The organism is Bordetella flabilis, assembly GCF_001676725.1.
In the GTDB taxonomy this organism is placed as follows: Bacteria; Pseudomonadota; Gammaproteobacteria; order Burkholderiales; family Burkholderiaceae_B; genus Bordetella_C; species Bordetella_C flabilis.
Window position 1 is genome coordinate 4,841,488 of the sequence record NZ_CP016172.1, and the last position, 21,447, is coordinate 4,862,934.

Sequence of the window (21,447 nt, forward strand, 5' to 3'; positions counted from 1 at the left end):
CTAATATCGGCCGGCAATGAAATATTGGCCGGATATAGTGGATGGCTATATTGACATAGCCACACCGTCGTTCGCGGCAGCCTGGCAGCTTCCTAGAATGACGTACCCGCATCGCGCCCTTTTTGTCTTGTCGGGCCGCCCGCCCGTGCCAGCGCGGCCGCACAGGCAGCCCGGTGCAAGCCGGCACCGTTGTCTTGCCTATTCCTGTCTTGCCTTTTCCTGCCTTGCCTTTTCCTGCCGGTCCGGACCTGCAGCCGACCTTCTCCTTGCCGCCACCATGAAGCTATTCCCCCTGTTTGCCGATCTGCACCAGCGCCGCGTCCTGGTCGTTGGAGGCGGCGCGGTCGCCGCCCGCAAGGCGCAAGCCCTGCTGGAGGCCGGCGCGCAGGTGCGTGTCGGCGCACCGGAACTCAATCCGGAGCTGGCCGTCCTGGCGCGAGAGGGAACCATCACCCATGTGCTGGGACGTTTCCAGGAGGAGTGGCTGGCGGACGTGTGGCTGGTGGTGGCGGCGACGGACGACGCGAAGGTCAATGCGGAAGTCGCGGCGATGGCCGGGGCCCGCCGCATTCTGACCAATGTCGTGGACGACCCGGCGCTGTCGTCCTTCCAGGTGCCGTCGATCGTGGACCGTTCACCGCTGATCGTCGCCATTTCCTCATCCGGGGTGGCGCCGGTGCTGGCGCGCAGGCTGCGTGAGCGCATCGAATCGCTCTTCGACCATGCCCTGGGGCCGCTGGCCGAGCTGGCGGCCCGCTATCGCCCTCGCATCCGGGAACGCCGCCCCGACCTTGGCGCGCGGCGGCGTTTCTACGACTGGCTGATGGACGGCCCGGTCGCGGCGCTGCTGCGCCAGTCGCGCGCGCGGGAAGCGGAGCACGCGCTCGACGCCGCGCTGGAGCAGGCGCAGGAAACGCCCGCCGGCAGCGTGGTGCTGGTGGGCGCCGGTCCCGGCGATCCAGGCCTGCTGACCCTCAAGGCTTTGCGCGCCCTGAACGAAGCCGACGTCATCCTGTACGACCGGTTGATCAGTGCCGACATCCTGTCGCTGGCGCGGCGCGACGCCGAGCGGATCGACGTCGGCAAACGGATCGGCGAGGACCATGCCGCGACCCAGGCACGCATCCACGCCCTGATGGTGGACCATGCCCGCCGTGGCCGCCGCGTGGTGCGGCTCAAAGGGGGCGATGCCTTCATCTTTGGCCGCGGGGGGGAAGAACTGCAACACCTGCGCGCCCAGGGCATCGCCTACGAAGTCGTCCCGGGCGTGACGGCGGCACTCGCCTGTGCGGCCCATGCCGGCATCCCGTTGACGCACCGGGAGCATGCCCAATCCCTGCACCTGATCACGGCACACTGCCGCGACGACGGCGACACGATCGATTGGGCCGCCCTGGCCGACAGCCGCCAGACCCTGGCCTTCTATATGGGTGTCGGCCAGCTGGATTCCCTGGCGCGGCGCCTGCAGGCCCATGGGCGGGCGCCCGATACGCCCTTCGCGCTCGTCGAAAACGGCAGCCGCCCCGAACAGCGCGTCGTTACGGGGCGCCTGGCCGATATGCCCACGCTGGCGCGGGCGCACGCGGTGCAGGCGCCGGCCCTGCTGATCGTGGGCAGCGTGGCTGCCCTGGCGAATGAGTTGAACTGGTTCGGGCAGCACATCGACGGAATGGCCCAGCCGGCGTAGCCGCCATAGCCGGCCGGCCGACGTGTCCGGCCCGTTCGACATGTTGCGGCTGGTCGGCTTCGTACGCCCGGTGGCCGTAGAGAGCGTAGCGCGCAGCGGACCGGCGGCGTGGCGAACGGACCGCCGAAGCGGCAGGTAAGCCATCCTTGATCCTGCCGTCCTTGATCCTGCCGTCCTTGATCCTGCCGTCCTTGATCCCGCCGTCGTTGATCCCGGGCTCGTTGATTCCGCCTTCCTCTATTCCGCCTTCTGCTTGGTGCCGAATATACGGTCGCCGGCGTCGCCCAGGCCCGGCATGATATAGCCGTCCGCGTTCAGGCGATCGTCGATCGACGCGGTATAGATATGCACGTCGGGGTGCGCGGCGTCGATGTGGGCGATACCCTCGGGCGCCGCCACCAGGACCAGCGCCCGGATATCGCGGCAACCCGCGCGTTTCAGCATATCGATGGTGGCCGCCATCGAGCCGCCCGTCGCCAGCATGGGATCCACGATCAGCGCCACGCGCTGGTCCAGCTCGGCGACCAGGCGCTCCAGGTAGGTCTGCGCCTGCAAGGTCTCTTCGTTGCGGGCGATGCCGACGACGCTGACCTTGGCGCCCGGCACCAGGCTCAGCACCCCATCCAGCATGCCGATGCCGGCGCGCAGGATGGGCACGACGGTGATCTTCTTGCCGGCCAGTTTTTCGACATTCACCGTGCCGCTCCACCCTTCCACGCGGCAGGGTTCCAGCGGCAGGTCCTTGCAGGCTTCGTAGGTAAGCAGCGCCGCGACTTCCTGGGACAGTTCGCGGAAACTCTTGGTACTCAGGTCCGCGCGCCGCATGATGCCCAGCTTGTGGCGGATCAGCGGGTGGCGGATTTCATGCACGGGCATGGCGGTTCTCCGATGGCGATGCGTGGAATCGTAGCCCGCCGGCCGCCCGGCGACCAGCGCCGCGCATGGCCGTCAGCGGTCAGCAAGCCATTTGATCAGGGCGTCGTCGAAGGGACGCACGGCCTGTGCTTTCTCGTCGTTGACGATGCTGACCACGACATAGCGCTTGCCGCTGGCGCCCAGGACATAGCCGGCCATGGCGCGCACATTGGCCAACGTACCGGTCTTCAGGTGCGCCATGCCGCGGGTGTCGTTGCCGCGCAGCCGCAGGCGTACGGTACCGTCCACGCCGGCGATGGCCAGCGATGACATGAATTCCGGCATATAGGGGGAACGCCATGCCACCGTCAGCAGCGAAGCCAGGCTGTCGGCCGACACCCGGGCCACCCGCGACAAGCCCGAGCCGTTATCCACGACCAGTTCCGGCATGGACAGCCCCTGGCTGCCCAGGACGCGGCGCACCACCGCCGCGCTGCTGTCTTCCGAGGCGGGACGGCGCCCGCCTTCCGCGCCCAGCGTCAGCAGTAGCAGGCGCGCCATGACATTGTTGCTGCGCTTGTTGACCGTGCGGATGATGTCGGCCAGGGGCGGCGATTCGTGCGTGGCCAGCGGCACCGCGTCGGGCGGCACCATGCCCGCTCGCACCTGTCCGGTGAAGGAGCCGCCCAGCTCGCGCCAGAGCATGCGGAATACGGCGGTGGCGTACTCCGGCTGGGACAAGGCCAGGCGATACAGGCTGAATTCCCCGCAGGAGCCGGCTACCTTGCCCGCCACGCGCAGCGTGATGCCCTGCTGCGTAATGACCGGCTCGGTGGCCACCTCGGGCGCGCCCGGGCAGACGGCGTCAGTCCATTCCACCTTCCCGCCTATGCTCAGGCCTGGCAATGGCGGATCGATCACCGGCACCCACTGGCGCGTGGCCGGGTCCGGCATGAAGACCAGCCGTACGGCGCCGAAGCCGACCATCAGCGCATCCGGACTCGCGTTGTAGGGCCGGTCCGGCGCGCCATCGAAAGCGCCCGGATCGGTCGACACCGCGCCAAACACTGTCCGGTCGATCACCAGGTCGCTGATCTGCCGGACGCCGTGCAGGCGCAGGTCGCGCAGCAGCGTCCAGAGGTCCTGCAAGAGGAAATAGGGGTCGCCGCTGGCGCGCAGATACAGCGGGCCCGACAGCACGCCGTTGGCTTGCAGCCGCGCGCCGGGCTCGGACAGCAGCTCGGTACGCCATACATAGTTGGGGCCCAGGTTCGACAGCGCCGCCCACGTCGTCACCAGCTTCATCACCGAGGCCGGGTTGCGCGGTTCCTTGGCATTGATGGAGAACAGCCGCTGCCCGTCGAGCTCCTGCACGACCAGGGACAAGGACGATACGGGCAGCTTGCTGGCGCGCCAGGCGGCGGCCAGCTCATGGGGCAGCGCGTTGCTGGATGCGGGGGCCAGGCCCTGCGCCTGGGCCGTCCCGCCCAGCGCCACCGCCGCCAGCAGGGCCGCGGCCCAGCGCCGCCCGAAATGCGCCACCCGTTTGCTCAACGCCTTGATCATCCCCTGCCCGCGCCCGTCGCCAAATACCAAAAGCGCCAAGCATACCGTGAAGCGCCATCCAGACTTGAGGGGCGGCGCACGCCAGCGGCCGCTTTCGCGACTCCCACTACAATTGCGGGTTGGCCCGTCATTGCATCCCGAGTCCGCGTGTCCACTTCCCATCCTTCGTACAGCCTTTCCGACTTCGACTACGAGTTGCCGCCGGAGCTGATCGCCCAGCACCCCAGCGCCGAGCGGGGCGGCAGCCGCCTGCTGCACCTGGATGCCCACGGCGGCCTGCACGATCGCCATTTCGGCGATATCGCGGCGCTGCTGCGTCCCGGCGACCTGCTGGTGTTCAACGACACACGGGTCATCAAGGCACGCCTGGCGGGCCGCAAGGCCAGCGGCGGCAAGATCGAGGTGCTGGTCGAGCGCATCGTCGGGCCGCGGCAGGCGCTGGCCCATGTCAGGGCCAGCAAATCGCCCGGCCCCGGCACCGTCCTGCACCTGGCGGACGCCTTCGATGCGGTGGTCGCCGGCCGCGAAGGCGAACTCTTCGACCTGCGGTTTCCCGACGACGTGCTGAAGCTGCTGGACGCCCATGGCGCAACGCCGCTGCCGCCCTACATCACCCACGCGGCCGACGCCGAGGACGAGGCGCGCTACCAAACCGTCTATGCGCGTGAACCCGGGGCCGTGGCCGCGCCGACAGCGGGCCTGCATTTCGACCTTCCCATGCTGGACCGGCTGCAGGCGGCGGGCGTGGCGCGCGCATTCGTGACCCTGCACGTGGGCGCCGGAACCTTCCAGCCCGTGCGGGTGGAAAACATCGCCGACCATGTCATGCATGCGGAGTGGTACACCGTCCCGCAAGCCACGGTGGACGCCATCGCCGGGGCCCGGGCCGCGGGCGGACGGGTGATCGCGGTCGGCACCACCAGCGCCCGCGCGCTGGAATCCGCCGCCGCGCAGCGCATGCCGCTACAGGCGTCGCAAGGCGACACGCGGCTGTTCATTACGCCGGGCTACCGCTTCCAGGTGCTGGACGGGTTGATCACCAATTTCCATTTGCCCCAGTCGACACTGCTGATGATGGTATCCGCCCTGGCCGGCATGGACCCGATCCGCCGCGCCTATGCGCATGCCGTGGCGCAACGCTACCGCTTCTTCAGCTACGGCGACGCAATGCTCATCGAGGCGGCCGCGGCCTGAGTCCGCCGTGCTCCGGCCCGCACCCGCCCGGGCCCGCCCATTACGAGAACCGAACACCATGACCGGATTGCATTTCGAACTGCTGGCCACCGACGGCGCCGCGCGGCGCGGACGCATCACGCTGAACCATGGCGTGGTTGAAACGCCCATCTTCATGCCCGTGGGCACCTACGGCAGCGTCAAGGCGATGCTGCCGCACGAGTTGGACGAGGTGGGCGCCCAGATCGTGCTGGGCAATACCTTCCACCTCTGGCTGCGTCCGGGCACGGACATCATGGAGAAGCACGGCGGCCTGCACGGTTTCATGGGCTGGAACCGGCCCATCCTGACCGATTCCGGCGGCTTCCAGGTGTTCAGCCTGCAAGGCATGCGCAAGATCACCGAAGAAGGCGTGCGCTTCGCCTCCCCGATCGACGGCGCGCGTCTGTTCCTGACGCCGGAGGAGTCCATGCGGATCCAGCGTGCATTGAACTCGGACATCGTCATGGTGTTCGACGAATGCACGCCCTACGAGATCGACGGACGCGCCGCCACCGAGGAAGAGGCCGCGCGCTCGATGCGGATGTCGCTGCGCTGGGCGCGCCGCTCCCGCGACGCCTTCGATGGCCTCGGCAATCCCAATGCGCTGTTCGGCATCGTGCAGGGCGGCATGTACGAACGGCTGCGCGACGAATCCCTGGCCGGCCTGCAGGATATCGGCTTCCACGGCTATGCCATCGGCGGGCTGTCTGTGGGCGAGCCCAAGGAAGACATGATGCGCATCCTGGGACACGTCGCCCCCCGGCTGCCCGCGCAGGCCCCGCGGTACCTGATGGGCGTCGGCACCCCGGAAGACCTGGTCGCCGGCGTGGCGCAGGGGATCGACATGTTCGATTGCGTCATGCCCACGCGCAACGCGCGCAACGGCTGGCTGTTCACCCGCTATGGCGACATCAAGATCCGCAATGCGCGCTACCGCGACGACACGCGTCCGCTGGATGGGAGCTGCGCCTGCCACACCTGCCGCCTGTTCACGCGCGCCTACCTGCACCATCTGCAGCGGGCCAACGAGATCACCGGCGCGCGGCTGAATACGCTGCACAACCTGCATTTCTACCTGGCCCTGATGGCGGAAATGCGCGACGCCATCGCGGCCGGCCGCTTCGAGGCCTGGCGCGCCCGATTCGCCGCCGACCGGGCCCGTGGCGTCGATCAGGGCGGCGCCGGGCGCCACGGAGATAACCCCGGGACACCATGACGCCGCCCCCGGCGGCCGGGTGGGTGCCGCAGCGCCGCCCGCTTCGCACAGCTTCGCTACAATAGCGGGCTGCCCGGTATACCGGCTCGCGCCATAAGAAGCGAAAAACCATACCAAAATCCATTCACACGGATCCAACCAGGAGAATTCGATGTCCCTTACCGACACCCTAGGCCTTACCCTGGCCCAGGCCGCCCCCGAGGGCAACGCGCTGATGGGCATGCTGCCCATCGTGCTGATGTTCGTCATCCTTTACTTCCTGATGATCCGGCCGCAGATGAAGCGCCAGAAGGAACACAGGAACCTGCTGGCTGCGCTCAGCAAGGGCGACGAAGTGGTTACCGCCGGCGGCCTGCTGGGCAAGGTCACCAAGGTCACGGACACCTATATCACCGTGGAAATCGGCGAAGCGGCCGAGAAGCCCATCGAAGTCGTGGTGCAGAAGAGCGCCGTGTCGACCGTCCTGCCCAAGGGAACCATCAAGGCGCTGTAAGGGTCACAGCGGGCCAAACCGCGCGGCGGCGACCCGCCCCGACGGTAGGCCCCCGCCCGCTCCCCGGCTTTCCGCCCTAACCGTCATTCGTCATAAGTAGCCGGCCATGAACCGCTATCCCCTCTGGAAATACCTCACGGTCCTGATCGCGGTCCTGATCGGCGCGCTCTATACGCTACCCAATTTCTACGGCGAATCCCCGGCGGTACAGATTTCCAGCGCCAAGGCGACCATCAAGGTCGACAACGCGCTGCTCAATACGGTGGAACAGACGCTGGCCCAGGCCAAGATCCCGTCCGCCGGCATCTATTACGAACAGAATGGCCCGCTGGGCACCATCCGCGCCCGTTTTGCGTCCACCGACCAGCAGCTGCAGGCGCGCGACCTGATCGACAAGACGCTGAACACGGTGCCGGGGGACCCGCACTACACCGTGGCGCTGAACCTGCTGCCCGCGTCGCCGGAATGGATGCGCGCCCTGGGCTGGTTCGAGCCCAAGCCCATGTACCTGGGCCTGGACTTGCGCGGGGGCGTGTACTTCCTGCTGCAGATCGATATGCAGGGCGCGCTGACCGCGCGCTACGACTCCCTGGCCGCCGACGTGCGCAGCGTGCTGCGCGACCAGGACATCGCCGGCGCCACCGTGGAACGCACCGGCCAGTCCGTCACGGCGACCTTCGCCAATGCCGATAACCGCGACAAGGCGCTGTCGGTGCTGCGCACGCGCCTGCCGGACCTGGCGTTCACCGACCAGAACGACGGCGGCAAGCCGCAACTCGTCGGCGCGCTCAGCCCTGCTTCCATCACGCGAGTGCAGGAAAGCGCGCTGAACCAGAACATCAACACCCTGCACAACCGGATCAACGAGCTGGGCGTGGCCGAACCGGTCATCCAGCAGCAAGGCAACGACCGCATCGTCGTGCAGTTGCCGGGCGTCCAGGACGTGGCCAAGGCCAAGGAACTGCTGGGCCGCACCGCCACGCTGGAAATCCGCATGGTGGACGACTCGCCCGCGGCGCAGGCCGCCCTGGCCGCCAATACCGTGCCGTTCGGCCTGGAGCGCTACACCGAGCGCGACGGCCGTCCCCTGCTGGTGCGCCGCCAGGTCATCCTGACCGGCGAGAACCTGCAGGATGCGCAGCCTGGCCGCGACCAGCAGACGCAGCAGCCTGCGGTCCACCTGACCCTGGATGCCAAGGGCGCCCGCATTTTCCGCGACGTCACGCGGGACAACGTCGGCAAGCGCATGGCCATCCTGCTGTTCGAAAACGGCAAGGGCGAAGTCGTCACCGCGCCGGTCATCCGCGGCGAAATCCCCGGCGGACAGGTGCAGATCTCCGGCAGCATGACGGCCGAGGAAGCCGCCGACACCGCGCTGCTGCTGCGCGCGGGCGCCCTGGCCGCGCCGATGTCGATCATCGAGGAACGCACCATCGGCCCCAGCCTGGGCGCGGACAACATCGCCAAGGGCTTCGCCTCCACGCTGTACGGCTTCCTGGCGATCGCCATCTTCATCGTGCTGTACTACCGGTTGTTCGGCGTCTTCTCGACGATCGGCCTGGCGGTCAACGTATTGCTGCTGCTGGCCGTGCTTTCCATGCTGCAGGCCACATTGACCCTGCCGGGTATCGCGGCCATCGCGCTGACCCTGGGCATGGCCATCGACTCCAACGTGCTGATCAACGAGCGGATCCGCGAGGAACTGCGCAATGGCGCCACCCCCCAGCAGGCCATCCACCAGGGCTTCGAGCGCGCATGGGGCACCATCCTGGATTCGAACCTGACGACGCTGATCGTGGGCCTGGCGCTGCTGGCCTTCGGTTCGGGCCCGATACGCGGCTTCGCGGTGGTCCACTGCCTGGGCATCCTGACCTCGATGTTCTCGTCGGTGGTCGGCGTGCGTGCGCTGGCGAACCTCTGGTATGGCCGCCGCAAGAAGCTCAGCAGCGTGTCGATCGGGCAGGTGTGGAAACCCACGGAGAACGCGAAGGCCAAGGCCTGAGGGCGAAAGGTCCCCGGACTACGAAGCCACCGGCGACAGCGCGGGCGGCACCGAACGACAGAATGCAACGACGGCCCCGCGGGGCCTACCCAAGCAAGGCGAAACATGGAATTTTTCCGGATCCACCGCACCATCCCGTTCATGCGTCACGCCCTGCTGCTGAACATCATCAGCGCGGTGACCTTCCTGGCCGCGGTGTTCTTCATCCTGACGCGCGGGTTCCACCTGTCCATCGAGTTCACCGGCGGGACGGTAATGGAGGTCAGCTACGCTCATACGGCACAGCTCGACTCCGTCCGCGGCGCGGTGTCCAAGCTGGGCTACGCGGATTTCCAGGTCCAGAACTTTGGCACCTCGCGCGACGTGCTGATCCGGCTGCCGCTGGCGGAAGGCCAGACCTCGTCGCAGCAAAGCGATTCCGTGCTGCAGTCCTTGAAGGCCGCCGATCCGTCCGTGGAGCTGCGGCGCGTGGAGTACGTCGGCCCGCAGGTCGGGCGCGAACTGGTGCACAACGGCCTGATGGCGCTGCTGTTCGTGGTGCTGGGCATCGTCGTTTACCTGGCTATCCGTTTCGAATGGAAGTTCGCGTTGGCCGGCGTGATCGCCAACCTGCACGACGTGGTCATCATCCTGGGCTTCTTCGCCTTCTTCCAGTGGGAATTCTCGCTGTCGGTGCTGGCCGGCGTGCTGGCGGTGCTGGGTTATTCGGTGAACGAATCCGTGGTCATCATGGACCGGATCCGCGAGAACTTCCGCAAGCAGCGCAAGGCGGAAGTCGCCGAGGTCATCAACGGCGCCATCACGCAGACGATTTCGCGGACCATCATCACCCACGGTTCGACGCAGATGATGGTGCTGTCCATGCTGTTCTTCGGCGGCCCGACGCTGCACTACTTCGCGATGGCGCTGACCATCGGCATCTGGTTCGGTATCTATTCGTCGGTCTTCGTGGCCGCGGCGCTGGCCATGTGGTTCGGCGTCAAGCGCGAAGACCTGGTCAAGCCGGCCAAGAAGGACGGCCCAGAGGTGGCCTGAGCGCGGCGTTGCCGCGGTCGGCGCGGCAGGCAGCGCCATCCGGGCTGCCATCGCGTCAAACTGGCCGGAACACAAAGGCGCCCCGCGGGGCGCCTTTGTTATTTCGGAACTGCCCGCCTGGGCCGATGGCCGCCGTATTCGCCGGCTTATCGCGCGAAAGTGATTGCCGGACCGACCGCCAGAGCACCCGGCGCACGCCGCGAGCCGCGCCTGCCTGCACGGGGCGGGCCAAGGGTCACGCCGGGCAGCCCAGCTGGCTGGCCAGATCGTTCATGTCGCGCGCCACGTAGTCCCAGTCCTGCTCGGCGCGCAGATTGCTCGTTTGCGTGGGGCCATGCTCGGTGGGACGTGGGATGAAGGCGGTCTTCAGGCCGCAGCGGCGCGCGGCGGCCAGGTCGCCGTTGTGGGCCGCGACCATGCAGATCTGGTCGGGCTGCAGCCCCAATACCTCCACCGCGCCCAGATAGGCCTGTGGCGCAGGCTTGTAGGCCCGCACGACCTCCGAGCCCAGGATGGCGTCCCAGGGCAGCCCCGCGCGCTTGGCGATGTCCATCATCAACCTGATGTGGCCGTTGGACATGGGCGCAATCATGAAGCGCTGCTTGAGCCGGCCCAGGCCCTGCACGGAATCGGGCCAGGGATCCAACCGGTGCCAGGCCAGGTTCAAGGCGTCCAGTTCCTGCTGAGGGATGGCGGCCGTGTCGATGCGGTATTCCTGCAGCACCTGGGACAGGTTCTCGTAATGCAACACATCCAGGCGCACGAAGGGGCGCCTCCCGCTGCGCACTTCCTCCATCGATGGCCCGTACTTGCTGCGCCATGCATCGGCGAATTCGTAGGCGTCCAGTTGCGGGGCATAGCGGTCCAGGAAAGACCGTGCCTCGCGCGCCACCCCGCCGCGCCAGTCCACCACCGTGCCAAAGACGTCAAACAGAAGCGCCTGGATGTCCGTGCCGTTCGCCATGATGATTGCCTCCGTGCTCGCGTATGTCGGAGGAGTCTACTTCAGGGATGGGCACGGCGGGCTGAACAGCTTGCGGCCTGGGGTCCACGATCCGCCATCCGCAGGAACGGCCCGCCGGCACAATCGCCCCGCCCATCCGCCTGCAGGAATATGGAACCGGCGTTCATCCCGGGCCACGCAACTGTCCCGCGGTTCGCGGCCGGCAAGGCGGCATACCGCATGACTTCCGAGGAGCAAATCGAATGCAGGTTTCCACCCTGAGCGGCGTTTCGGACATGGCGCCACCCAGCCGGTTTCAGCTCGCCGCCGATATCCACGCGCCCTACTTTCCCGCCGGCGATGCCGCGACGGACGCCCTGGCCCGCTACCCGCGCGCGCCCATGAGCGCGATTCGCGCCCCCTACGAGTTCGACAGCGACTACGAAGCGCCACCCGGTACGGCCGGTGAAAAGTCGCAGGCGTCCCCGGCCGGCGGAGTATCCGTGACCGAGGCCGCGGGCTGGGTCGTGGATCTTACCTCGGGGGGCCTGTACGGCCTGGCGATGGCCCTGATCGGGCGCCTGGCCAAGGCGGCGACGAAGCCGGGCAAGGTGGAAGCCGGCAATGCGGACGCCCAGCCGTCGATGCCGCGTCCGGCGCGGCAGGCGGGGGGGTTCCTGGCGGATGGCAGCACTGGCGCGTATGCCGGCAGCAACGGCAACCGGCCACAGCCTGTTTCGCTACGGTCCGATACGCACCGGCCCGCGCCTTCCCATGATATGTATAGAGCCTGATATCGGCAGCGCGCCGCATTGGCGCGCCCTGACCGGCCGTGGCGCAGCCGTTCAAGGGGCCGCCGGCCTGCAGGAGAAGCACAGTGGCATACGGCGAACACAATTACCGCGTGGCGGTCGCGTGGACTGGCAACCGGGGAACGGGAACCTCGGGCTACAGCCAGTATGGACGCGAATACACCATAAGCGCGAACGGCAAGCCTGACATCCCCGGCTCGTCCGACCCGGCGTTCCGGGGCGACGCCAGCCGCTGGAATCCCGAGGACCTCTTGGTTGCCGCGGCGTCCGCATGCCACAAGCTCTGGTACCTGCATCTGTGTGCCGAAGCGGGCGTCCGCGTGGTCGCCTATGTCGACGACGCGCATGGCACGATGCTGGACGGCCCGACGGGCGGCAAGCTGACCCATATCGAGCTGCGCCCGCGGGTAACTATAAAGGCCGGAGACGACCTTGCCCTGGCGCGATCGTTGCATCACGCGGCGCATGACAAATGCTATATCGCCAACTCGGTGAACTTCCCGATCACCTGTGAGCCGGTCATCGAATCCGCCCACGGCTGATACCGAGCGCGCTGCGCGGCGACGCAAGCCAACGGCCCGGCATGCCGGCCACAGCGCCGATACGGGCAGCGCCCCAACCCGCCAGATCAGCGGCCACGTACGAGATCAATCAACCTGCGGTCCCGCTTGGTGGGCCGGCCGGCGGCCAGTGCATCGGCGGGTTCGGGCGCCAGCCGTTTCATCTCCGCCGCCCGTTCACGGGCGGCGACGCTTTCGGGCGTCTCGTCATAAAGCAGGCGCGCCGCCGGCGCCGGCCCGCGCACGCCACTGACGGCGCGCACGCGCACTTGTATGGGCGGATCGCCCTTGCGCACGCTGACGAGATCACCGGGCGCCACCTCGCGCGAAGGCTTGGCCGGCTGTTCGTTCACCAGCACCCTGCCCTTGCCGATCTCCTCCACCGCCAGGCTGCGGGTCTTGTAGAAACGCGCGGCCCAGAGCCATTTATCGAGCCGAATCCGCTCTGTCATGATTGCCTCGGCGCCTTGTCGAAAGGACAAATGATAGCCCTCGGCACCGCGGCTCTGGAAGCAGCACGCCACGGCCCGCCCCGTCGCGACGCGCATGCCACCGAGTGACTCGTTGCCCATGAGCAAGGGGCACCTTGGCCGATGGCCGGGCGGCCAATGGACCGGGACCTAATCCATGGCGCCTGGCAAGCCGTGCAAACCCGCATGAAGAAAACCACGGCCGCGATTACAGTGCTGGGCTGCAGCCTTACCGCTCAACATCCCCGGGAACCACCCATGAAAATCCTCGCTGCCTCGATCCTGATGTGCGTGCAAGCCGCCGCCATGGCCCAGACCCCGTCCTCCGCCCCGGCGCAGACGGCGCCTTCCACGCTGGCCCGCGTGACGCAGAGCGGCGTGCTGCGGGTGTGTACGCCCGGCGACTACAAGCCCTTCAGCTTCCAGCATGGCCCCGGCCAGTTCGAGGGCCTGGATGTGGACCTGATGCAGACGCTGGCCACCGCGCTCAACGCCAAACCGCAGTACGTCAAGACCACCTGGAAGGAGCTGCTGCCGGACTTCGTGGCGGGCAAGTGCGATATTGCCGCGGGCGGTATTTCGGTTTCCCTGGAACGACAGAAGCAGGCCTACTTCAGCACCCCCTATATGGTGAACGGCAAGACGCCGCTGACCCGCTGCGAGAACGTGGCCCGATTCCAGACGGTGGAGGCGATCGACCAACCGTCCGTGCGCGTCATCGCGAACCCCGGCGGCAGCAACGAGCGTTTCGCCAAGACCCGTTTGTCGCACGCGACCCTGACCATGCATCCCGACAACCTGACGATCTTCGACGAACTGATCAAGGGCCAGGCCGATGTATTCGTCACCGAGGCGGCGGAGGCCATCGTGCAAAGCAAGGCCCATCCGGAACTGTGCGCCGTCAACCCGGACCGGCCGCTGCAGTATGCGGAGATGGCGTATCTGCTGCCCCTGGGCGATGAAGTCTTCAAGCGTTTCGTCGACCAGTGGCTGCACCTGAGCCAGGCCGGCGGCGAGTACGCTCAACTCAGCGCGAAGTGGCTGGGCAAGTAGCGGGAGCGCCGCCTTGGAGCCGATCAACCAACACAAGCTGTGGTCGTTCGTCGCCGGTTCGCCCGGCGCCATGGTGGTGCAGGGGCAGAACTTCCGCAAGGCCGACGCCCATCCGGTGCAATCCTATTTCGATCTGGCGACCAAGGTGGCGGAACTGCAATTCCGCAATCGCGACCACGTGCTGCTGTTCCGCGGCCAGGCGGCCGATCACCGGAATCAGCGCGGCTATACCTCTCTGAAGCCGACGCTGCTGCGCGGCGGCGCCGGCAAGAACCCCGGCGCAGGCGAACTACGCAAACGGTACGCGCGTCTGGCCTTGGCCGAAGAAATCCTGGTGGACGAATACCGCAACGCCGGCCTGCTGGGCCGCGATCGCGTGGAGCGCCTGCGCATCGTGCGATGGTCCATCCTGCAGCATTACGAGCTCTGCCCCACCCCGCTGCTGGACGTGACGCACTCGCTGCGCATCGCCGCATCCTTCGCCAGCCATGGCGCGGCCGGCATGGCGCATGTTTTCGTGCTGGGCGTACCGAACCTGAGCGGCGGCATCACGGCCAGCGCGGAAGCCGGCCTGCAGGCCATACGCCTGGCCAGCGTGTGTCCACCGTCGGCGGTGCGTCCGCACCTGCAGGAAGGCTACCTGCTGGGCGAGTATCCCGAGATGTCGGGCATCGGGCAGAAGTCGCTATATCTGCACCATGAAACCGACTTCGGGCGGCGCCTCATCGCGAAGTTCCGCTTCGACCCGGCAAGCTTCTGGGAAGGCACGAGTTTTCCCATTGTAGGCAAGCAGGCACTCTATCCGCCGCAGGACCCCATGCTGGAAGTGACCGGACGAATTCGCCAGCGGCTCGGTGCCGCGCAGGCGTGACGCGCACCGATGCGCCATCCAATCCCCTTGAAGCACGGCTTCACCTTGGGGCATCCGCCGTCGCGCCGGCGCAGGGCGCGCGGTACGCCGCCCCGGCCCGCGACCTGGCCCTTCAGGCGCGCCTGAACCACTGCCAGGGCATGCGCGTCGGCCACTGGTAGCGCTCGTCCAGGAAACGTCCCTTCAGCAGATGCACGGCGGCGATCGCGATAAACGCCGAGGCCGTCACATCGGATGCATAGTGATCCAGATTGACCAGCCGGCTTAGCGCGGCCAGGATGGCGACCGTATAGACCACCCAACGCAGACGGGGCGCCGTGGCGGAGATCGCGGCGGCCAGGACGAAGGCCGTCAAGGCATGGCTGGACGGAAAGGAATTGAAAGGCTTGCCGGAGAACGCCTCTTCCAACCCATAGAAGCCGCGCTCGAAAAACACCTCGGGCCGCGCGCGCGCCACGGTCTGCTTCAGGATGCCGGTGAGGATGCCGCCCACGATCCACGCGGCCAGCAGCAGCAGCGACCCGCGCGCCACGCGCACATAGCCGCCTGTCCACGGCGCGTGCCATCCCAGCCGCATGCCCAGCAGGGCCAGCACGTAGACGAGCAATACGATCCAGGTGTAGTTGTCGCTGTCGCCGACCTCGCCGATCCACTCGAAAGCATGGTCGACCCCGGGCGACACATGGGCCTTCAGGTAGCGCGCCAGCGGCAGATCGACGAAGGCCACCAGGCAACCCAGGAGCAGCAGGGCCAGCACCCAGCCCGCCAGCCACCGTATGCGCCGGTCGGCTTGCGCCGACCCGCTGGCGCCCTTCCCCCCTGGGCCGGCGGCGCCGGCCTTCTTGCTGAACATATGCGTTCCCTGTCGGTTCGTTCGCGCGTTCCGCCCCGCGACGGTCCGGCGCAATCCGGCTTTATCGGTCTGGCCCATGCCGCTCATCCTGCGCGAGCCGGGCTGGCATCGTTGTGCCGCGCTTGCCGCGACGTCCAGCGGACCCCGCGCGGCGCTCATGGTAGAAGCCGACCGAGACAATACCAAGACAGGCAGGGATCCGGGGTAAAATTCTGTTTTTTATCGCCCCCGGGATCTACACCCGTCACGGCCCCCTATGCAAGAACACATCCTCGCGTGCGACGGCGACGACGCCGCCGCACCTGTTTCCGATTCCCCCCGCAAGCTCTTCATCCGCACCTTCGGCTGCCAGATGAACGAGTACGACTCCGACAAGATGGCCGATGTGCTGCGCGATGAGCAAGGCGTCGAGTTGACCGACACGCCGGAAGACGCGGACATCATCCTCTTCAACACCTGTTCGGTACGCGAAAAGGCACAGGAAAAAGTCTTCTCGGACCTCGGCCGCGTGCAGCACCTGAAGAAGAGCAAGCCTGGCCTGGTCATCGGCGTGGGCGGTTGCGTGGCCAGCCAGGAGGGCGAAGCCATCGTCAAGCGGGCGCCCTATGTGGATGTGGTGTTCGGACCGCAGACGCTGCACCGGCTGCCGGAGCTCATCCGCCAGCGCCGCGCGCAGGGTATCGCGCAAGTGGATATCAGCTTTCCGAGCATCGAAAAATTCGACGCCCTGCCGCCTCCCCGCGTGGACGGCGCGACAGCCTTCGTATCCATCATGGAAGGCTGCAGCAAGTATTGCAGCTTCTGCGTGGTGCCCTATACCCGCGGCGAGGAAGTATCGCGGCCTTTCGATGACATCCTGGTGGAGATCGCCGACCTGGCGGACCAGGGCGTGAAGGAGGTCACCCTGCTGGGCCAGAACGTCAATGCCTATCGCGGCCGCCTGGGCGATGGCGACGAGATCGCCGACTTCGCCATGCTGCTGGAGTACGTGCACGACATCCCCGGCATCGAGCGCATCCGCTACACGACCTCGCATCCCAAGGAAATGACACCGCGCCTGATCCAGGCCTATGCGCGGCTGCCGAAGCTGGTGTCCTTTCTGCACCTGCCCGTCCAGGCGGGCAGCGACCGCGTGCTGGCCGCGATGAAGCGCGGCTACACCACGCTGGAATTCAAATCCATCGTGCGGCGGCTGCGCGAAGCCCGGCCCACATTGACGCTGTCTTCGGACTTCATCGTGGGCTTCCCTGGTGAAACCGCGGAGGATTTCGAGAAGACCATGAAGCTGATCGACGACGTCGGCTTCGATACCTCGTTTTCCTTCGTCTATTCGCGCCGTCCCGGCACGCCCGCCGCGGACCTGACCGACGACACGCCGCAGACCGTCAAGCTGCAGCGCCTGCAGCGGCTGCAGGCCCGTATCGCCGAACAGGCCGCCGCCATCGCCCAGGCCATGGTCGGCACCACCCAGCGCGTGCTGGTCGAGGGCCCCTCGCGCCGCGACCCCAATGAATTGATGGGGCGCACCGAAAACAACCGAATCGTCAATTTCCCCGCGCCGCCGCGCCTGGTGGGCCAGATGGTGGACGTCGTCATCACCCAGGCCTATCCCAATTCGCTGCGGGCCCGCGTCGCCATGGTGGACGCGGACGGCGCGGAGGCGGGCCGATGAACGCCACGCGCGCACGTGCCCCGCGCCGCCAACCCACGGTGACCGTGCAGGTCAGCGGCGACAACGCCCATCTGGCCAATCTGTGCGGACCGCTGGACGAGAACCTGCGCCAGCTTGCCGACGGCCTGGCCGTGAAGCTATCGCGCCGCGGCAGCCGGGTCGTCGTCGAAGGCGAGCAGGCCGAACTGGCCGCGCAAGCCTTGCGCCGCTTCGACGAACAGGCCCAGCGCAAGCCGCTGTCGGTCGACGACATCCAGCTGGGCCTGGTGGAGATCGGCGTCGGGCGCGTCACGGAATCGCGCGGCGCGGAACCGCTCCTGGACCCTGCCGCCCTGCCGCCCATGGACGACTACGGCGCCGGCCTGGCGCTGCGTACGCGCCGCTCCGACCTGCGCCCGCGCACGCCGCGCCAGCGCGACTACCTGGACAACATCCTCAAGCACGACATCACTTTCGGTGTCGGGCCCGCGGGAACGGGCAAAACCTGGCTGGCCGTGGCCTGCGCCATCGACGCCATGGAACGCGACACGGTACAGCGGCTCATCCTGACGCGACCGGCGGTCGAAGCAGGCGAACGGCTGGGCTTCCTGCCCGGCGACCTGGCGCAGAAGGTCGACCCGTATCTGCGTCCGCTCTACGACGCCCTGTACGACCTGATGGGCTTCGACCGCGTCCAGCGTCTTTTCGAAAAGCAGACCATCGAAATCGCGCCGCTGGCCTATATGCGCGGCCGCACGCTGAACCATGCCTTCGTCATCCTGGACGAGGCCCAGAACACCACGCCGGAACAAATGAAGATGTTCCTGACGCGCATCGGCTTCGGCAGCAAGGCGGTGATCACCGGCGACCCCTCGCAGGTCGACCTGCCACGCGGCCAGCAAAGCGGGCTGGTGCACGCGCTGGGCGTGCTGGAGGAAGTCCAGGGCATCGCGACGACCCGCTTCACCAGCCGCGATGTGGTTCGCCACCCGCTGGTGGCCCGCATCGTGGACGCCTACGAGAGCGCGGCCGCCGACGAAAGCTGAGTCATGATCCCGGCCCTGTCGCTGTCCGTCCAATACGCGGTGGACGCCCCGCTGCTGCCGCGCTGGCGCCTGCGGCGCTGGGTCGCCCGCGCCCTGGGTGCCGCCCGGGACGACGGCCTGCTGGATTTCCACGGCGCGCAGATCAGCCTGCGCGTGGTCGGGCAGGCCGAAGGCCGGCGACTGAACCATGCCTACCGCGGACGCGACTACGCCACCAATGTGCTCACCTTCGAATACGGCGTGGGGCCCGACGCCGTGGCCCGTGGCGACATCGTGCTATGCCTGCCGGTGCTGAACCGGGAAGCCCGTGAACAGCGCAAGCCGCCGCTGGACCATGCCGCCCACCTCACCATCCACGGCACCCTGCACGCCCTGGGCTACGACCACATCCGGGCGCGCGACGCCCGCCGCATGGAAACGCTGGAAACACGGGTGCTGGGCGACATGGGCATTGCCGATCCCTACGCGCCGCGTTGACCGGTTCTTGGGGTAATTCCCTCCATGCCGTTACAGAACCACCGTGCAACATCGGTTATGCTGATTTTTTTGTAACTTGTCCTCTGGACGATGTCAGATCCTTACCCTGCGAACGACGCGGACACCCCGCGTCAATTGAAACCCGCCAACAAATCCCTGCTTGATCGCCTGCTGTCGCTGGTGCGACGCGAACCCGAAGACCGGGAAGGCATCAAGGCCATCCTGGAAGCCGCTCACGAGCGAGAACTCCTGGACGCCGAATCCTATGCCATGATCAAGGGCGCCCTGGCGGTGTCGGAGCGCACGGTAGGCGACATCATGGTGCCGCGCTCCCGCATGGATCTGCTGGACATCGCCCAGCCCCTGCCACGCCTGCTGTCCATCATCATCGACACCGCGCACTCGCGCTTCCCGGTGTTCGAGAACGACCGCGACAACATCATCGGCATACTCCTGGCGAAAGACCTGCTGCGCTGCATGCTGGAGCCGGATCTCGAACTGCGGTCGCTGGTGCGTCCCGCCGTGTTCATTCCGGAGTCCAAGCGCCTGAACGTGCTGCTGCACGATTTCCGCGCCAGCCGCAACCACCTGGCCATCGTCATCGACGAACATGGCGGCATCGCCGGCCTGGTCAGCATGGAAGACGTGCTGGAGGAAATCGTCGGCGACATCGAAGATGAATTCGACGATGACCATGAAAGCACGGTGTTCGCCGAAGGCGAAGACCAATGGCGGGTGCTTGCCACGACCGACATCGACAAGTTCAATGAGATCTTCGGGGTGGCGCTGCCCGACGACGAATACGACACCGTCGGCGGCTGGCTGGGTGGAGAACTGGGCCGCATCCCGCGCCGCGGCGATGCCGCCGAACGCCACGGCCTGCGCATCGAAGTCGTGCGCGCCGATCCGCGCCGCGCGCTGTGGCTGCGCGTAAAACGCCTGCCGCCCGAAGTGTCCGCCTCCCCTGTACGCGATACCGAATGAAGACGTTGATCACGCGCTACCCGCGCGCCATGCGCGCGGCGGGCATGCTGGGCCTCGGCGCGGTGCAGGCGCTGACCTTCGCGCCCGGCCCCCTGCCCGACGGCATGCTGGCCGTGGTGCAGATCCTGATGCTGGCCATACTGGCGCGGCGGCAGCTTACCGCCCCGTCCTGGCGCGACGCGCTGTGGGAGGGATGGCTCTATAGCTTCGGCTGCTATGCGCTGGGCCTGTACTGGATCTTCGTCAGCCTGCATGTTTATGGCGGCCTGGCCGTACCCCTCGCGGTGGCGGGCGTGCTGGCGCTGTCGGGTTTCATCGCCCTGTTTCCCGCGTTCGCGGGTGTGCTGGCGCGATGGCTGGCGCCCCTGGACGCCAACGCAACGCCGGCGCAGGCCTTGCGGGCCGCGCTCGCCTTCGCTTGCGCCTGGACTGCGCTGGAATGGGTGCGCGGCAGCCTGTGGACCGGCTTCCCGTGGCTGAACATCGGGTATGCGCAGGTAGACAGCCCCTTCGCCGGTTGGGCCCCCGTGGTCGGCGTGTACGGCGTGGCCTGGTTCGCCGCCTTCTCCGCCGCGGCGCTGGCCGCCCTGTGGCGTAGCGCGAACACGCCGCGCGACGCGCGCCACGGCGCCGCGGCGGGACTGGCCGTGCTCGCCGCGCTGGCCGGCTGGGGCATCTCGTATATCGCGTGGGCCCGCCCGGACGGCGAGCCGCTCGCCGTGCGCCTGGTCCAGGGAAACATCGAACAGTCGCAGAAATTCGACCCGGCCCAGATGGAAAGAGGCCTTTTGCAGCACATGAACCTGGCCACCATGCCGCCGGCCGCCGGTGCGCCCGCGCCGCGCGTCATCATCCTGCCGGAAACCGTGCTGCCGGTCTTCCAGGACCAGCTCGATCCGCGCGCCTGGGACCTGTGGCGCCGCATCGCGCAGGAGCGCGCCGCCACCATCGTCATGGGTATTCCGCTGCACCAACGCATCGGCGACGACGACCGCTATACCAATAGCGCCATCGGCCTGGACGGCAACACGCCGGTACAGGCGCTGCGGTCCGGCAACGTCGCCATGCGCTATGACAAGCGCCACCTGGTGCCCTGGGGCGAGTTCATCCCGCCCGGCTTCCACTGGTTCGTGCGCATGCTCGACATCCCGCTGGGCGACTTCGACCGTGGCGACGCGCGCCAGGCTCCCTTTGACATCGCGGGCCAGCGGCTGGCCTTGAACATTTGCTACGAAGACCTGTTCGGCGAAGAACTGCTGCCGGCGGTGCGCCCCGCGCCCGATGGCGGACCGGGTGCGTCCATCCTGGTGAACATCAGCAATCTCGGATGGTTCGGCGATACCTGGGCGCTGCGCCAGCACCTGCAGATCGGCCGCATGCGCACGCTGGAAACGGCGCGGCCCATGCTGGCCGCCACCAACACGGGGCTGACGGCGGCCATCGACGCCCACGGGCGGGTGACCGCGGAAGCGCCCGCCATGCAGGCCACCGTGCTGGAGACCACCGTGCAGGGCATGACCGGCCTGACGCCGTATGTGCGCACCGGCAACGCGACGGCCATGGGTCTGGTGGCGGCCGGGCTGCTGCTGCTGGCGGTATCGCGTGTTGTCGCCACGCGCAGGGTGGCAGCGGCGTGACGCCGGCGGCCAAGGCATCGA

The 21,447-nt window shown here is 67.5% G+C and carries 20 protein-coding genes; 15 read left to right on the forward strand and 5 right to left on the reverse strand.

What is annotated here, in order from left to right; genetic code table 11:
• The first annotated feature begins 277 nt into the window (after positions 1 to 277).
• On the forward strand, positions 278 to 1,687 hold the full coding sequence (gene cysG, locus BAU07_RS21580; RefSeq protein ID WP_066662312.1) for a siroheme synthase CysG: 1,410 nt from the start codon (positions 278 to 280) through the stop codon (positions 1,685 to 1,687).
• Positions 1,688 to 1,924: 237 nt separating this feature from the next.
• On the opposite strand, the gene upp is transcribed toward cysG, so the two are convergent.
• Positions 1,925 to 2,563 carry a uracil phosphoribosyltransferase gene (gene upp / locus BAU07_RS21585; protein ID WP_066662314.1) on the reverse strand — a complete coding sequence of 213 codons (639 nt, stop codon included), beginning with the start codon at positions 2,561 to 2,563 and terminating at the stop codon, positions 1,925 to 1,927.
• Between the two features lie 72 nt (positions 2,564 to 2,635).
• The gene (gene dacB / locus BAU07_RS21590) at positions 2,636 to 4,108 is read right to left on the reverse strand and encodes a D-alanyl-D-alanine carboxypeptidase/D-alanyl-D-alanine endopeptidase (RefSeq protein WP_066662315.1); all 1,473 of its coding nucleotides are present in this window, start codon (positions 4,106 to 4,108) and stop codon (positions 2,636 to 2,638) included.
• A 147-nt stretch (positions 4,109 to 4,255) separates the two neighbouring features.
• Between dacB and queA the strand changes: the two genes are divergently transcribed.
• The 5 genes from queA (at position 4,256) to secF (ending at position 10,069) form a co-directional block, all read left to right on the forward strand.
• Positions 4,256 to 5,302 carry a tRNA preQ1(34) S-adenosylmethionine ribosyltransferase-isomerase QueA gene (queA, locus tag BAU07_RS21595; RefSeq protein ID WP_084025907.1) on the forward strand — a complete coding sequence of 349 codons (1,047 nt, stop codon included), beginning with the start codon at positions 4,256 to 4,258 and terminating at the stop codon, positions 5,300 to 5,302.
• A gap of 58 nt (positions 5,303 to 5,360) precedes the next feature.
• Positions 5,361 to 6,539, forward strand: a complete 1,179-nt coding sequence (gene tgt / locus BAU07_RS21600; RefSeq protein WP_066662321.1) for a tRNA guanosine(34) transglycosylase Tgt — start codon at positions 5,361 to 5,363, stop codon at positions 6,537 to 6,539.
• 151 nt (positions 6,540 to 6,690) lie between these two features.
• Positions 6,691 to 7,032, forward strand: a complete 342-nt coding sequence (yajC, locus tag BAU07_RS21605) for a preprotein translocase subunit YajC (protein ID WP_066662325.1) — start codon at positions 6,691 to 6,693, stop codon at positions 7,030 to 7,032.
• A gap of 106 nt (positions 7,033 to 7,138) precedes the next feature.
• Positions 7,139 to 9,034 (forward strand): protein translocase subunit SecD, encoded by a 1,896-nt coding sequence (gene secD / locus BAU07_RS21610; protein ID WP_066662328.1) that lies wholly within the window; start codon positions 7,139 to 7,141, stop codon positions 9,032 to 9,034.
• Between the two features lie 105 nt (positions 9,035 to 9,139).
• Positions 9,140 to 10,069: a protein translocase subunit SecF gene (gene secF, locus BAU07_RS21615; protein ID WP_066662331.1), complete on the forward strand. Its 930-nt coding sequence runs from the start codon at positions 9,140 to 9,142 to the stop codon at positions 10,067 to 10,069.
• Between the two features lie 235 nt (positions 10,070 to 10,304).
• Here the strand turns inward: secF and BAU07_RS21620 are convergent, their stop codons facing one another.
• Positions 10,305 to 11,033, reverse strand: a complete 729-nt coding sequence (locus tag BAU07_RS21620) for a haloacid dehalogenase type II (RefSeq protein WP_066662334.1) — start codon at positions 11,031 to 11,033, stop codon at positions 10,305 to 10,307.
• A 242-nt stretch (positions 11,034 to 11,275) separates the two neighbouring features.
• Between BAU07_RS21620 and BAU07_RS21625 the strand changes: the two genes are divergently transcribed.
• Together BAU07_RS21625 and BAU07_RS21630 are read left to right on the forward strand one after the other, a co-directional pair.
• Positions 11,276 to 11,806 (forward strand): hypothetical protein, encoded by a 531-nt coding sequence (locus tag BAU07_RS21625; RefSeq protein ID WP_066662337.1) that lies wholly within the window; start codon positions 11,276 to 11,278, stop codon positions 11,804 to 11,806.
• Positions 11,807 to 11,889: 83 nt separating this feature from the next.
• Complete coding sequence (locus tag BAU07_RS21630; RefSeq protein WP_066662340.1) at positions 11,890 to 12,366, forward strand: OsmC family protein; 477 nt, start codon at positions 11,890 to 11,892, stop codon at positions 12,364 to 12,366.
• An 86-nt stretch (positions 12,367 to 12,452) separates the two neighbouring features.
• Here the strand turns inward: BAU07_RS21630 and BAU07_RS21635 are convergent, their stop codons facing one another.
• Positions 12,453 to 12,836 carry an RNA-binding S4 domain-containing protein gene (locus BAU07_RS21635; protein WP_066665619.1) on the reverse strand — a complete coding sequence of 128 codons (384 nt, stop codon included), beginning with the start codon at positions 12,834 to 12,836 and terminating at the stop codon, positions 12,453 to 12,455.
• Between the two features lie 276 nt (positions 12,837 to 13,112).
• Between BAU07_RS21635 and BAU07_RS21640 the strand changes: the two genes are divergently transcribed.
• Both BAU07_RS21640 and BAU07_RS21645 read left to right on the forward strand, forming a co-directional pair.
• Positions 13,113 to 13,907: a transporter substrate-binding domain-containing protein gene (locus BAU07_RS21640; RefSeq protein ID WP_066662341.1), complete on the forward strand. Its 795-nt coding sequence runs from the start codon at positions 13,113 to 13,115 to the stop codon at positions 13,905 to 13,907.
• Positions 13,908 to 13,920: 13 nt separating this feature from the next.
• Entirely contained in the window at positions 13,921 to 14,778 is an 858-nt protein-coding gene (locus BAU07_RS21645) for an FRG domain-containing protein (RefSeq protein WP_066662342.1), read from the forward strand.
• A gap of 112 nt (positions 14,779 to 14,890) precedes the next feature.
• Here the strand turns inward: BAU07_RS21645 and BAU07_RS21650 are convergent, their stop codons facing one another.
• The gene (locus BAU07_RS21650) at positions 14,891 to 15,631 is read right to left on the reverse strand and encodes a phosphatase PAP2 family protein (protein ID WP_066662345.1); all 741 of its coding nucleotides are present in this window, start codon (positions 15,629 to 15,631) and stop codon (positions 14,891 to 14,893) included.
• A gap of 256 nt (positions 15,632 to 15,887) precedes the next feature.
• Here BAU07_RS21650 and miaB point away from each other — a divergent pair, with 256 nt between their 5' ends.
• The 5 genes from miaB to lnt all read left to right on the forward strand — a co-directional run bounded on the left by miaB (position 15,888) and on the right by lnt (position 21,426).
• Positions 15,888 to 17,303: a tRNA (N6-isopentenyl adenosine(37)-C2)-methylthiotransferase MiaB gene (gene miaB, locus BAU07_RS21655; RefSeq protein ID WP_066662347.1), complete on the forward strand. Its 1,416-nt coding sequence runs from the start codon at positions 15,888 to 15,890 to the stop codon at positions 17,301 to 17,303.
• Complete coding sequence (locus BAU07_RS21660; protein WP_066662349.1) at positions 17,300 to 18,328, forward strand: PhoH family protein; 1,029 nt, start codon at positions 17,300 to 17,302, stop codon at positions 18,326 to 18,328. Before miaB ends, BAU07_RS21660 begins: the two co-directional genes overlap by 4 nt.
• A gap of 3 nt (positions 18,329 to 18,331) precedes the next feature.
• Positions 18,332 to 18,805: an rRNA maturation RNase YbeY gene (gene ybeY / locus BAU07_RS21665; RefSeq protein ID WP_066662351.1), complete on the forward strand. Its 474-nt coding sequence runs from the start codon at positions 18,332 to 18,334 to the stop codon at positions 18,803 to 18,805.
• Positions 18,806 to 18,895: 90 nt separating this feature from the next.
• On the forward strand, positions 18,896 to 19,789 hold the full coding sequence (locus BAU07_RS21670) for an HlyC/CorC family transporter (RefSeq protein WP_066662354.1): 894 nt from the start codon (positions 18,896 to 18,898) through the stop codon (positions 19,787 to 19,789).
• Positions 19,786 to 21,426, forward strand: coding sequence for an apolipoprotein N-acyltransferase (lnt, locus tag BAU07_RS21675; RefSeq protein WP_157122381.1), 1,641 nt, complete (start codon positions 19,786 to 19,788; stop codon positions 21,424 to 21,426). Before BAU07_RS21670 ends, lnt begins: the two co-directional genes overlap by 4 nt.
• The last annotated feature ends 21 nt before the right edge of the window (positions 21,427 to 21,447 follow it).

What these genes read in the sequence shown, in the direction of transcription:
- cysG (WP_066662312.1), top strand. Translation starts at nt 278, where the DNA reads ATGAAGCTATTCCCCCTGTTTGCCGATCTGCACCAGCGCCGCGTCCTG.
- upp (WP_066662314.1), bottom strand. Translation starts at nt 2,563, where the DNA reads ATGCCCGTGCATGAAATCCGCCACCCGCTGATCCGCCACAAGCTGGGC.
- dacB (WP_066662315.1), bottom strand. Translation starts at nt 4,108, where the DNA reads ATGATCAAGGCGTTGAGCAAACGGGTGGCGCATTTCGGGCGGCGCTGG.
- tgt (WP_066662321.1), top strand. Translation starts at nt 5,361, where the DNA reads ATGACCGGATTGCATTTCGAACTGCTGGCCACCGACGGCGCCGCGCGG.
- yajC (WP_066662325.1), top strand. Translation starts at nt 6,691, where the DNA reads ATGTCCCTTACCGACACCCTAGGCCTTACCCTGGCCCAGGCCGCCCCC.
- secD (WP_066662328.1), top strand. Translation starts at nt 7,139, where the DNA reads ATGAACCGCTATCCCCTCTGGAAATACCTCACGGTCCTGATCGCGGTC.
- secF (WP_066662331.1), top strand. Translation starts at nt 9,140, where the DNA reads ATGGAATTTTTCCGGATCCACCGCACCATCCCGTTCATGCGTCACGCC.
- BAU07_RS21620 (WP_066662334.1), bottom strand. Translation starts at nt 11,033, where the DNA reads ATGGCGAACGGCACGGACATCCAGGCGCTTCTGTTTGACGTCTTTGGC.
- BAU07_RS21625 (WP_066662337.1), top strand. Translation starts at nt 11,276, where the DNA reads ATGCAGGTTTCCACCCTGAGCGGCGTTTCGGACATGGCGCCACCCAGC.
- BAU07_RS21635 (WP_066665619.1), bottom strand. Translation starts at nt 12,836, where the DNA reads ATGACAGAGCGGATTCGGCTCGATAAATGGCTCTGGGCCGCGCGTTTC.
- BAU07_RS21640 (WP_066662341.1), top strand. Translation starts at nt 13,113, where the DNA reads ATGAAAATCCTCGCTGCCTCGATCCTGATGTGCGTGCAAGCCGCCGCC.
- BAU07_RS21650 (WP_066662345.1), bottom strand. Translation starts at nt 15,631, where the DNA reads ATGTTCAGCAAGAAGGCCGGCGCCGCCGGCCCAGGGGGGAAGGGCGCC.
- miaB (WP_066662347.1), top strand. Translation starts at nt 15,888, where the DNA reads ATGCAAGAACACATCCTCGCGTGCGACGGCGACGACGCCGCCGCACCT.
- BAU07_RS21660 (WP_066662349.1), top strand. Translation starts at nt 17,300, where the DNA reads ATGAACGCCACGCGCGCACGTGCCCCGCGCCGCCAACCCACGGTGACC.
- ybeY (WP_066662351.1), top strand. Translation starts at nt 18,332, where the DNA reads ATGATCCCGGCCCTGTCGCTGTCCGTCCAATACGCGGTGGACGCCCCG.
- BAU07_RS21670 (WP_066662354.1), top strand. Translation starts at nt 18,896, where the DNA reads ATGTCAGATCCTTACCCTGCGAACGACGCGGACACCCCGCGTCAATTG.
- lnt (WP_157122381.1), top strand. Translation starts at nt 19,786, where the DNA reads ATGAAGACGTTGATCACGCGCTACCCGCGCGCCATGCGCGCGGCGGGC.